At 50.5% G+C, this 11,571-nt stretch carries 9 protein-coding genes; 8 read left to right on the top strand and 1 reads right to left on the bottom strand.

What is annotated here, in order from left to right:
• The 8 genes from AB4Z33_RS29150 to AB4Z33_RS29115 form a co-directional block, all read left to right on the top strand.
• On the top strand, positions 1–204 hold a 204-nt coding region (locus AB4Z33_RS29150), incomplete at its 5' end, for a hypothetical protein (protein WP_442053265.1).
• Between the two features lie 70 nt (positions 205–274).
• Positions 275–1,408, top strand: coding sequence for an ABC transporter substrate-binding protein (locus AB4Z33_RS29145; RefSeq protein WP_442053264.1), 1,134 nt, complete (start codon positions 275–277; stop codon positions 1,406–1,408).
• A 276-nt stretch (positions 1,409–1,684) separates the two neighbouring features.
• Positions 1,685–3,385: a sensor histidine kinase gene (locus AB4Z33_RS29140; RefSeq protein WP_442053263.1), complete on the top strand. Its 1,701-nt coding sequence runs from the start codon at positions 1,685–1,687 to the stop codon at positions 3,383–3,385.
• 3 nt (positions 3,386–3,388) lie between these two features.
• Entirely contained in the window at positions 3,389–4,867 is a 1,479-nt protein-coding gene (locus tag AB4Z33_RS29135) for a response regulator transcription factor (RefSeq protein ID WP_442053262.1), read from the top strand.
• Positions 4,864–6,171 carry an ABC transporter substrate-binding protein gene (locus tag AB4Z33_RS29130; RefSeq protein WP_442053261.1) on the top strand — a complete coding sequence of 436 codons (1,308 nt, stop codon included), beginning with the start codon at positions 4,864–4,866 and terminating at the stop codon, positions 6,169–6,171. The genes AB4Z33_RS29135 and AB4Z33_RS29130 overlap by 4 nt, the downstream gene beginning before the upstream one ends.
• Positions 6,172–6,332: 161 nt before the next feature.
• Positions 6,333–7,685, top strand: coding sequence for an ABC transporter substrate-binding protein (locus AB4Z33_RS29125; protein ID WP_442053260.1), 1,353 nt, complete (start codon positions 6,333–6,335; stop codon positions 7,683–7,685).
• 85 nt (positions 7,686–7,770) lie between these two features.
• Positions 7,771–8,637 carry a carbohydrate ABC transporter permease gene (locus AB4Z33_RS29120; protein ID WP_442053259.1) on the top strand — a complete coding sequence of 289 codons (867 nt, stop codon included), beginning with the start codon at positions 7,771–7,773 and terminating at the stop codon, positions 8,635–8,637.
• Positions 8,634–9,470 carry a carbohydrate ABC transporter permease gene (locus AB4Z33_RS29115; protein ID WP_442053258.1) on the top strand — a complete coding sequence of 279 codons (837 nt, stop codon included), beginning with the start codon at positions 8,634–8,636 and terminating at the stop codon, positions 9,468–9,470. The genes AB4Z33_RS29120 and AB4Z33_RS29115 overlap by 4 nt, the downstream gene beginning before the upstream one ends.
• 403 nt (positions 9,471–9,873) lie before the next feature.
• Here AB4Z33_RS29115 and AB4Z33_RS29110 read toward each other — a convergent pair whose 3' ends face one another.
• Positions 9,874–11,448, bottom strand: a complete 1,575-nt coding sequence (locus AB4Z33_RS29110; RefSeq protein ID WP_442053257.1) for an alpha-L-rhamnosidase-related protein — start codon at positions 11,446–11,448, stop codon at positions 9,874–9,876.
• Between the last annotated feature and the right edge of the window lie 123 nt (positions 11,449–11,571).

The following is an 11,571-nucleotide window of genomic DNA, read 5'->3' as shown; positions in this document are numbered from 1 at the left end:
GGCTTATATTTCATCCGCGAAACGTTTGCTTGCGCCGCCCAAAGACGGCGACAGCCGTTTACGCTTGCTTTTTTAATGAAACGGACGTGCAGCTATGAAAGCTACAAAAGGGTGTTCTGGCTATGGCAAATGGGTCATGCTGCTGTTACTTCCGGCATTCCTTGCCTCATGCGGGGTTCAGGGTACCCGCACACAAGAGCCTGAACCGGATGATATATCCATTTCCTACATAACCTCAGGCGGGAATGTCCAAACCACCTCTATTATAGAGGAATTGACGGCCAAGTATGCGACTGATCAACTTCATGTTGTATTTGAATACGAAGAGCTTGGCAGTACCGAGCTCCCTTCTAAATTGCAGTTGCTGGCCGCAAGCAACGATCTTCCGGTCATGTTCAGCTACCCCTCGGGCAAGCCGCTGCTTCAATTCATTGAAAGCGGAGCGGTGCTTGATCTGTCCGAGCTGTTTGACGAGCTGGGCATTCGGAATAAGCTGCTGCCATCGGCTGTCGAGCTGCTGACTGCGCTGGTGGATGGGAAAGGCTTATATGCGCTGCCTTTGGAAATGAATATAGAAGGATTTTGGTATAATAAAAAGCTTTTTGCCGAGCTGAATATTCCCGAGCCGACCACATGGTCGGATATGACGAAAGCGGCTGACCGCTTTGTAGAAGCGGGCATCCAGCCTTTCGCGCTTGCCGGGAAAGAGAAATGGCCGATCACGCGGCTGATCAATGCTTATCTCATTCGGAAGATAGGGCCCGATGCCATGCAGAGGGTCGACCAGGGACAATTGAAGCTCACTTCACCCGAATTCGTCGAGGCGGCCGAGGAAATTAAGGGCATGTCGTTCAAAGGTTACTTTGGGCTGGAAGCCAGCAAGGTTGACTTCAGGCAAGCGACGGACTTGTTTCTGAATGGAAAAGCCGCTATGTTCTATTCCGGCAGCTGGTCGCTTCGAGACTTCGATAATGAGGAACGGAATACGATCGGAGCGGACCAAATCGGATTTTTCAGCATCCCTTTGGTTCAGGGCGGCCAAGGAAAGCAGAGCGAATATCCGGTCAATGCGGGACTGACGGCTTCTTTCTCTAAGGAAGCGTATAACGAGCAAGTCGGACAATGGATCAAATTCGTGTTCGAGAACTATGGCGACTATGCAAGCGGCAAGGGCATGATTACGGGGTTCCGCGTAACGGAGGCAGGCGATGCTACGCCGCTTAACCGGATGATTCAGCAAAAGCTGGATTCGGTTACGAAAGGGGCGCTTTGGTTCGAAGCGTTGTTCACGACGAACGAACAACGGACCGCGTGGGATAACGCGCAATTGCTCATTGCGGGGCCCGAATATTCGGCCGTGCAATATATGAGCGATTTGCAAGCAATTATCGATGAGCAAAGCGAATAATTCGGGGGACAATCCGATAAATGCGGAGTTGACCTGATAAATGCGCCGAACCGCGGCGCGGGCTCCTCTGCTATACTGATGTTAAATACGGCTCTAGACAATAGGCCGGTTCATTCCCTGTACTGCCGGAAGAACTTCTCTCTCGCAGGCGGGGAATATTTTGTTTACGCAGGCATAACCAAATTTGTTTAAAGGAAGATCGTCGTGAAATCACGGATTCGCTTTGCCTTGCAGCTGTTTCGCMAGCCGAGGATTAGAAGAAGATTTTTTACCGCCATGATACTGGTGTCGCTCCCTCCGTTGTTCGTGCTCGGTTACTTCTCCTTCAACATCGCGAAGGAAACCTTGATCCAGAACCATATGGAAACGAACCGGGGGTATTTGAAGACGTCGAGCGAAGTGGCGGATTTGCTGCTGCGAAATATCATCAACATGAACCGGATCATTCTCTCCAACGACGAGCTCCGGAAGGAGTTGTTAATAAGCGGGGCCAGCAACGGCAACGATCAAGCCGTCATCGATGTCCGCACGGCAAATAAGCTGCAAAACATCGTCGTTTCCAATCTGTTCGATACGCAGTATATCGAGTCGATCTGCATCTTCGACCGCAATTATCGTTCGGTCTGCTATGGAAGGTCGGAGCAGGCCGGACGTTATGGCACGGACGATACGCGCAAGCAGATTCCATTAACGGAATGGTATGAGACGGCGCAAGCGGCGAAAGGGAAAGAGATTTTCTTCGGGTATAACGTGCTGGAGGACGCGGCGGGAAGCTCCTTCTCGAGCGTAAAAGTACTGCGCGACCCGAATGAATTGACGGGCGGTCAGATCGGTCTATTAGTCATCAACATTAAGAAGACGATCTTCGAGCAAACGCTGAACGAGAGCGGGAAAAGCGGCTTCCTCGTGCTGGATACGGCGACTAGTCAGCCGACCGTCGTCTACGATTACCGACCGGAGGAGACGGAGGGCATCGGGCTGTCAGGTAATTACGATGCCATGATGGATAGACTTAAGCAAGCCGGATACATCTTTAGCGTCTACAAAAACGCGACGAGCGGCTGGATGTTCATTCATTTCGTCGAGACGAAGTCGCTGCTTAGGCAGTCCGATCGGATCGGCGACATTACGATGCTGCTTGCCGCTTTCATGGCCGGCATTGCGCTGCTCGTGTCATATTTTGTATCGGGTACGATTACGAAACCGTTGCTGCAGCTCAAAAAAATGATTGTGGATTGGGCGAAGGGCAGTCAGCCGATCGACGGAAATGAAACGTTCGCAGCCGACGAGGTCGGCGTCATCAACCAGACCTTCAGGCGGTTAGCCATTGTTAACCAGCAATTGAGCGAAAGCTTATTGCAATCTCAGCTTAAAGAGAGAGAAGCAGAGCTTCGCTCGCTTCAAGCGCAGATCAAACCGCATTTTCTATACAATACGCTGGATTCCATTTATTTCATGGCACTGCTTGAGGAGAAGGCTGACATTGCGCAAATGGCGCTTTCGCTTTCCGAGAGCTTTAAGCTTAGCCTGAATAAGGGGCGGGAGCTTATACCGGTGTTCAAGGAAATTCAGCATATCCGTCATTATATGATTATTCAAAACATGCGCTACGACAATCGGTTTCACTATGAAGAAACGATCGAGGAAGAGATCAAGAGCTTCGAGATTATGAAGCTGCTGCTTCAGCCGCTTGTCGAAAACGCGATTTATCATGGCTTGGAGCCTAAAGTAGGCGAGGGCAGAATTCGGCTGACCGGACGGAAGGACGGCGAATTTCTCGTCTTCACGGTCGAGGATGACGGCGTCGGGATGGAAGACCTGACGAAGACAGAGCAAGGTTACGGTATGCTGAACGTAAAGGAGAGACTGAGTCTATTTTATGGCCCAACAAGCACCTTTACGATAGACAGCAAGGTCGGAGAGGGTACCAAAGTGCAGCTGCGCTTTCCATATAGGCAAATGACGGGGGAGGCATAAACGATGCTGAAGGCTGTTTTGTTCGATGACGAGTATATTGTACTGAAGGGCTTGATTAAACTGATCAATTGGGCGGAATGCGGAGTCGAGCTGGTCGCCACCGCTAAGGACGGCATATCGGCTCTGGAGACATTCAGAACCCATCGGCCGGATATTGTCATTACCGACATACGGATGCCTGGCATGGACGGGCTGGAGCTGATCGAAACGATCCGATCCGAAGCGCCGGAGACGATGTGTATCGTATTCAGCGGATACAATGAATTCGAGTACGTGAAGAAGGCGATCCATCTTGGTGTTATCGACTATCTGGAAAAGCCGATCACCTTGGAGAAAATCAAGGATGGCATTCGCAAGGCGGTCACGCGAATTCATGAGCATTCGGAAATGTCGGCGCTTAAGCAGGAAAGCAAACAACAGTTGCTTATGCAGAGCACACACGGTCTGATGCAAAGAGGCGATGAGGCGATCAAGGACTGGGCAGAGCATTTCGGTCCGGATGCGTCCGAGGTGAAAGGGATAACCGTGCTGGCGCTATCGGACGAGCATGTACAATTGGCTAGCGGATCCGGTTACAGGATCGTACGCATTCGTAACGGAGCCGAATTTCTCGCGGCTGTCTTTCACTTTGAGCAAGCATTTGCCGGTTGGACGGACATCATGGAGAGCATCGGAGATGCAACGGTCGGATCGGGCCATACGTACGAGACGCTTGGCCTCGCCCCGAACAGCTATAAGGAAGCGCTAAGGGCGCTGCGATACGGCAAGTACTTAGAGGGAAAGGGCTGGATTCGCTTCAGCGAGCTTGGCGTTTCCGAGTCTGTCGATCCGCATCTGTCCGAGATCGAAGAAGAAGTGCTATTCGATATGCGGATCGGCGACAAAGACGCTTTGATGGCAAAGCTAGACAACTATCTCGGCGAATTCCGCAAAATGAAGCCGGACCCCGAGGTTGCAGAAATCGAGCTGATGCGTATGTTGTTCCACGGACTCGAGGTAGCGAAGGAGACAGGCGAAAGCTTGACCGACCTGAAACCTCCGGGTCATTTGCCCGAGCGCAAGCTGCTGGGCATGCAGACTTTGGAGCAAATGACCTCTTGGCTGCGCGAGGAAATGGAACGAATCATGGATTGGATCATCGACATTCGTACGAGGTCAAAACATGCTTCCGTCGAGAAAGCCGTACGATATATGAACGATCATCTTGGACGAGATCTAACCCAGCAGGAAGTTGCCGATCATGTCGGGATGAATGTAACCTACTTCAGTCTTCTGTTCAAAGAGGAGATGGGCGTCTCCTACATTAAGCATCTGACGAAAGTCCGCATGGAGAAAGCGAAAAGGTTACTGGGCGAGGATTTGACGATTCAGGATATTAGCGAGCAGGTAGGCTATTATCATGCTCGGCATTTCTCCGAGGTGTTCAAGAAACATACGGGCATGACCCCGGGTCAATTCCGTACGAAGGGGAAAGGGATATGAGAAGCAAACGGCTGTTCATCGCTTCGCGGTTAGCTCTTGCGATCTTATCGCTCAGCGTGCTTCATGCGTGCGGTGGCGATAAGGACCCCGAGGTCGAACCCGGCGCGAGTCCGACGACGATCTTTTATTTAAGCTCCAACAAAGAGAACGAAGGAAGCGCGCGCATTATCGGCGAATTAGCGCAGGAATATGCAGCGGAGCATCCCGAGATACGCTATAAATTCGAGAACGTGGCAGAGAGCGATCTGAACCAGCGCGTGCAACTGCTCGCCGCCAGCAACGATCTTCCAACGATGTTCAGCTATCAATCGGGCAAGCCCTTGCAGGATCTCATCAACAGCGATGCTGCGCTTAACGTAGAGGAAGCGTTCACCGAGCTTGGCCTTATGTCTACTATGAATCCCGCTGCCGCAGAGTTGCTGAAATCGTACGCGGATGGCGGACTGTTCGCAATCCCGCTGGAGCTTAATATCGAAGGCTTCTGGTATAACAAAGCCATCTTCTCTGAATACGGGCTGAGCGAGCCGCAAACGTGGAAGGAAATGCTGGACATCGCCGCGGAATTGAAGGAGCATGACATTCAGCCTTTCTCTGTCGCGGGCAAGGATAAATGGCCGATAACAAGGCTTGTTAATGCTTACGCCATTCGCATGTACGGAGCAGACGTCATGGAGCGGGTCGATAGAGGCGAAATAGCGTTGACGAGTCCGGGCTTCGTGGAGGCGGCGCAAGTCGTTCAAAACATGGGGCTCAGCGGTTACTTTGGGCCGAGAGTCAACACCATTGATATGAGCACTTCCGTTGATATGTTCCTGCAGGGAAAGGCGGCCATGTTCTATATGGGAAGCTGGCAGCTGCGCGCGTTTAACGACGAGCTGCGGAATCAGATTGGCGCGGATAACATCGGTTTCTTCAGCATCCCGCTCGTAGAGGGCGGCAGCGGAACGTTGGACGAATATCCGGTCAATGCCGGGCTTACGACGTCGTTCTCCAAGTCGGCTTATACGCCGGAAGTCGGAGAATGGATCAAATACGTGTTCGAACGGTACGGGGATCGTGCGATGAACGAGCTCGGCATGGTGACTGGCTTTAATGTAAGCGACATGCCGGAGAACTTGCCCCCGCTGACCAAACAAATACAGCAAAAAATCGGCGAGGTTACGAAAGGGGCGCTTTGGTTCGAAGCCAGATTCGACACGAACGCGCAATTGATGGCATGGAACAACGCACAGCTGCTAGTCACTAACGATGATTACTCTCCGCTCGATTACATGACGGCATTACAGAACGAAATATCCAATTAGTTTCATAAATGGATGAAGGGACCCTGAAGGGTCCTTTTTTTGTATATCCATTCCGAAAAATACGGAGCGATAACAAAAAATGGCGCGCTTATAAACAACAGAAAAACATATTAAAATGACAAATGTAACAAGAAAACATTTCTGTACGGGGGGAATATCGGATGAAGTTTTGGAAGAAAAAAACGCTGGGCATTGCACTGGCGTCGATGATGGTTGTGGCTCTGAGTGCCTGCGGAAGCAGCAATTCGGCCAATAACGGAGACAATACCAATGCGCAGTCGACTAACACGCCGGGGGAAAGTACAAGCGAGAAACCGGTAACGCTGACGATGCTCGTATCGGGCGCCAAAGCGGCGGAAGGCGCGGATTTTGAACTGGAGACGCTTCCGAAGCTCGTCAAAGAAAAATTTCCTAACGTCACGCTAGAAGTGCAGAAGCTTCCGGACGAGCAGTATTACACGACGGTGAAAACGAAGCTGTCCGCAGGCGAAGGCCCCGACATTTTCCTCGTGTTTCCGAAGCTGGCTAACATGGGCGCAATAGAGGTGGCGAAAGCAGGTTATGCCGCCGATCTGTCCGGCCTTTCCTTCTGGGATAATGTCAGTCAGGCTGCTAAGAATGATATGAGCTATGAAGAGAAACCTTATGCCGTAGCTAAGGGCATGGACATTCTTGGAACGTATTACAACAAGGCGTTATTCGAAGAGGCCGGGATTACAGAATTGCCGAAGGATTGGCCGAGCTTCCTCGCTGCGGCTGATAAGCTGAAAGCGGCTGGCATCACGCCGATCGTAATGGGAGACAAGGATCCTTGGGTCATTCAGTTCGGCATGTATCAGTTGGCGGCTAACACGGTCTACCCTTCAGATGCGGAGTTCGACACGAAGCTCCAAACGGGTGAAACGGCACTGACCGACGAGAAGTGGGTCAACACGGTGAACCAATACAAGGAGCTGTACGACAAAGGATATGTGGCGACAGGCTCGCTTGGCATGGCTAGCTCGCAAGCCGTTCAGCAGTTCGTTGACGGTAAAGCGGCGATGATCTTCACGGGCACATGGGATTTGCCGGGCGTCACGGCAAGCGGAGCAGCTGAGTTCGAGCGCGGTTTCTTCTCGCTCCCAGGCAACGAAGCGGGTCAACCTGTCTACGCGTCGGCTTCGACAGCGGCAGGTTATGMTTTGAACGCGGCTTCCCCGAATCTGGAGGTTGGCAAGCAAATCTTCGAATACCTGTTCGACGGACAGTCGCCATTGTTCGAGGCATGGGTTGCTTCTAATCCTTCGATCAGCGTATTCAACGGAGTCGAGCTGACGAACGATATTTTCAAGGACGCGCTGACGGATATTCAGACTACGGGCAACGCTTTCTATTTCTCTAACCAAATGTGGCCGGCAGGCGTGAGCGATGTGATGCAGTCCAAGTTCTCCGAAATTATCGGCGGCAAGAAAACGACTGCGGAAGATGTTACGAAAGCGATGCAGGACAAGTACAAAGAGCTGTTCAAAGGCTAATGCAGACAGTCAGCGGCGAGGGGCTTCCCGCCCCTCGCCGCGATTTTGACCGGGAAAGGAAAGAATCAACATGAATAGTGCCGTAATGAAAAAAACGATGTATTTCTTTGTTTTGCCGGCTCTCCTCTTTTACTGTGTTTTTTGGATATTTCCGATTACTCGGCTGTTCCAGTACAGCCTGACGGATTTTAACGGTTACGTTCAGCAGTTCGATTACGTCGGCTTCTCCAATTTCAAGACGCTCTTCAAGGAAGAGATCCTTGCTGAATCCATCAAGAACACGCTTCTATACACCGTCCTTACAGTCGTTTTGGGCAATTTAATTGCTTTATTAATCGCTCTTTTACTAAATGCGAACATAAGAGCCAAAGGGTTTTACCGTTCGGCTTTTTACATTCCTACGTTGTTCAGCGCGATCGTAGTAGGATTTATATGGAGCTACGTCTATATGCCGGAAGAGGGGCTGATCGCCGCCTTGCTTGATCGTATTGGCATTACGGGCTTAGATACCAATTTTCTTGGCAGTTATACGAAAGCTTTGTACGCCATCATCACTGTCGACATATGGAAAAACCTAGGCGTAAGCACGATCATTTTTTTGGCCGGTCTTCAGTCTTTGCCGCATGATTTGCTGGAGGCGGGAAGAATCGACGGGGCGGGCAGATGGAAGTTGTTCCGTTTCATTACGCTTCCGCTGCTGGCTACTTCCGTTACGATCAATATTACGCTAAGTGTCATTAACGGCTTGAAGGCGTTCGATTATCCGTTTGTCATGACAAACGGTGGGCCTGGCACATCGACGAATACGCTGATCTACGCGATGTATAAGATGGCATTCACGGATCAATTGTTCGGCAAAGCCTCTGCGCTCGGCATTATTTCTTTCGCCATCATCATTCTCATTACAATGGTTTGCGTATTTACCCTGAACAGACGGGAGGTATCGGCATGAGAAGCGGTTCCCCTATTGGAAAGCTGCTAACGCATATAGCGATTCTGGTGCTCGTCTTTATTAACTTGATTCCGCTCCTGATCGTTCTCTCGAGTTCTTTGCGATCGCCGCGCAACATGACGAATCCGCTGAACTGGTTTAACGAGTTTACATTCGACAGCTTTCAATCGGCGTTCACACGCATGCATTTCCCGACAGCGCTATGGAACAGCGTCGTCCTTACTTCGGTTTCGGTATTCTTTGTCGTCGTGCTTGCAGCGATGGCGGCCTACCCGATTGCTAGAATTAGAAGCCGATTCAGCAAGTTTCTATATGTCTTCTTCTTATCCGGTCTCGTCATACCCGGGCAGATGGTATTGATTCCGATCATTCAGATGATCAAAGGCCTTGGCATTCCAATGAATCAATATACGCCTATCTTGTTGTTTATTACATGCAGCCTTCCATTCTCCACCTTCCTGTATACCGGCTTCATCCGCAGCGGCGTGCCGGAGGAAATCGAGGAGGCGGCCCACATCGATGGAGCGGGGTTGTTCAGACGCTTTTGGCAAATTGTATTTCCGCTTATCATGCCGGTAACGGTATCCGTCATCATTACGCAGGGCGTCTGGATCTGGAACGATTACTTCTTTAACATGGTCTTTATTACAAAATCGCTTGATGCGCCGCTCCCCGTCGCTATGCTCGGTTTCCTAGGCGACCAACAGAATCCGGCCCAGTGGAACGTTCTATTCGCCGCATGTATTCTATGCGCATTGCCGTTGCTGCTCGCCTTCCTGGCTTTGCAAAAATATTTTGTCGGCGGCTTAACAATGGGTTCGGTGAAAGGGTGAATCGCCCTACGCGTGCCGTATCTCCTTACTTCGGAGGTGCGGTTTTTTTGACGTTTAGGAAAGTATATGATTTTGCTCATAAGATATGGATCCTAGTGTGGACCGTAAAGACCTTAATTGTGCTTTTCTCCCCTGATTCCCATCTTTACGGACTCAGCGGACTCTATCAGAGACATTCAGCGCGAGTTTGTTTAAAAAGGGAACCTATGAGGTCACCTCAGTCCGCAACGATGCAAATAGGATTGGAATATGGCCTAATCGTGTCGCTAGGGTCCCTAACGGACGACGATCCGAGATGGAGCGCCGCCAAAGGACGGCGATAGCCGGTTACGCTTTGTTATAGAAGAAGGGGCCGGTTCCTCTGTCCATATCGACGTACTAGAGAAATCGACCCCATTTTATATTACAAATTATATTTCCGTATTAGATAAGTCGGTGTACAGCTCCAGGCGTGGCAATAGCTGTTAATCATAGGATTGCCATAAGGCGAGAACGATTTGTTGCTCGGATCGTACAGCTCCCAGAACGTATCGGCGCCGTCCTTGATCATTTCTCCCCAATAAGCTTTCATTTGGGCAATGGCCTGCGAGGTTTCGCCTACGATAATAAGGGCTTCTACTAAATGGTGGTACAAATAAGGTGTCGTTACGCCGACAACGGGCTTCGCTTCCAACAAACGATTAAGCAGCTCTTTATTTTTCTGAGGCTCCCACACTTCCGCATGAACCATCCAGATTTGGCTTGCCCAGGACACTTGACGGTCCGCGCCGCTTACGAAGAAGCCAGCAGCTTCATCCCATAAATGCTCTTTTGCCGCTTCCACGGTCAGATTAAGCTGTTGCTGCAGCATTCCGAGGCTATCGCAGCTTACGATTTCGGCTATGCGAATGGCTCTTCTGATCGCGTAGATCAGTACGCCTTGCGTCGGCGTCTGCTTATTCAGATCCTGATTCCAATCGATGAAGGAATACCAGGAATTCGAATCGCGGATGAGATGTCTTTCGTCCAAGTACCCCAAGGCAATTTCAATCTGCATGAGAGCTAACGGCCATAGCTCCGTCAACGTATCCATATCCTGCGACTCCAGATAATAGTCGTATAGCGTCGTGACGAAGAAGATCGAATAATCGAGAAGATACGTATCATCGGCGATCAGATCCGCAAACGTGAACACGTTGGCCGTAATCTGACCTTTGTCATTAGGAACGCCGGCAAACAAATACAGATTCCGTTTGACTAGATCGTAATTTTTGAAGGTTTCATAGTTCGCCAATGCTTGAAGCCGCAGATCTCCCAGCCATAGACGACGGTCGCGCTTAGGGCCGTCCTCGAAGACGAGCTGCATGCAATCCTGCAGGGTCTTGATGCTGACTGCATCGATCTTCTTGATGAGCTCGTCCGTATGCTCCAAAGGCGTGACCTTGCTGACATCAGCGGAAGTGACGGTTAGGCATACGATCTCGTCGAAGGAGACGCTGTATTTTTGGGAAGCGGCGAGCACTTCGAACTTCACGTAACGGAAGCTGTACCGACGAGGAAGAGAAAGAACGCCTGGCAGAACATCGATGTGGAATACTTCTTCTTGCAGCCAGGAGCTGCTAATCCAGCCCTCGTACGAGCTGAATGGCTCTGCCATCTCGATCGGCATCTCGCCGAACGTAATCTTGAGATGAAGAGGCGCATCCGGCGGGCTTCCGACGGGGTTGATATGAATATGGTCCAGGTAGCCGACAAGATGCGTTCCGAAATCCAGTATAAAAGAGTCGCCTTTTCCAAAGCTTTTATCAGCAAGCGCTTCAGCCGGCTCCAGGATGTTCGCTCTCCAGCCATGGACTGCGGATTCATCGGATACGACATCAATAAGATGAACCGGATGGACCTCCGTACAAATAAGCTCAGGCTTCAGTTGCTCGGCTTTGGCGATGAAGTCTTCATTTCGAATAATCGTATGATCCTTAACGACTTGGATGTTGGCCACGTATATTTCCCCTTTCGGAAATGAGTATCACTATACTTATTTAAATCGTTTCCGCCGCCCACATCAATGATGGCAGTACAGGAATAACTGTTCGTTTTACAGGTATCATAGCAACCTGTAAAA

This window comes from Paenibacillus sp. 2TAB19 (assembly GCF_052115185.1).
Taxonomy (GTDB): domain Bacteria; phylum Bacillota; class Bacilli; order Paenibacillales; family Paenibacillaceae; genus Pristimantibacillus.
Note: the sequence above shows the minus strand (reverse complement) of the source record. Positions and strands in the feature narration are given on the sequence as shown.